Origin of the sequence: Pseudomonas sp. N040 (assembly GCF_015637705.1) — a bacterium.
In the GTDB taxonomy this organism is placed as follows: Bacteria; Pseudomonadota; Gammaproteobacteria; order Pseudomonadales; family Pseudomonadaceae; genus Aquipseudomonas.
This window is the reverse complement of record NZ_JADOBE010000022.1, coordinates 1-448: the sequence shown is the minus strand read 5'-3', so window position 1 is coordinate 448 and position 448 is coordinate 1. Positions and strand designations below refer to the sequence as shown.

The 448-nt window shown below is 66.7% G+C and carries 1 protein-coding gene; it reads right to left on the bottom strand.

Annotation, left to right across the window (positions count from 1 at the left end; genetic code table 11):
• Positions 1 to 448, bottom strand: a 448-nt coding sequence (locus ISX93_RS17000; protein ID WP_195779943.1) for an autotransporter-associated beta strand repeat-containing protein, incomplete at both ends; no start/stop codon positions are given.

Genomic DNA, 448 nt, shown 5'->3' with positions numbered 1-448 from the left:
CGGTTGATCTGCAGGGTGCTGTTGTTGACCACGGCGCCGTTGCCGAGCTGGCCGGTGGTGCCGCCGGCGCCGATGCTGAGGGTGCCGGCGCTGATGGTGGTGGTGCCGCTGTAGGTATTGGCGCCGCTGAGGGTGAGGGTTTGGCTGCCGGTCTTGACCAGTGCGCTGCTGGCAGTTCCCGCGATCACCCCGGCGTAGGTGCCGGCAGTGCTCTGGTTCACGCTCAGGGTCTGATTGCGCAGGTTGATGCTGCCGCCCGTGCCGGAAAGATTGCCTACCGAGGCATTGACGGTGTTGAGATCCAGGGTGCCGGCATTGACGGTCAGGTTGCCGCCGGTTGGCAAAGCGTTCGCGGAGCCCAGCAGCAGGGTGCCGGCACTGACCGTGGTGCCGCCGCTGTAAGTGTTGTTGCCGGTCAGGGTAGCCGTGCCGGCGCCCAGCTTGGTCA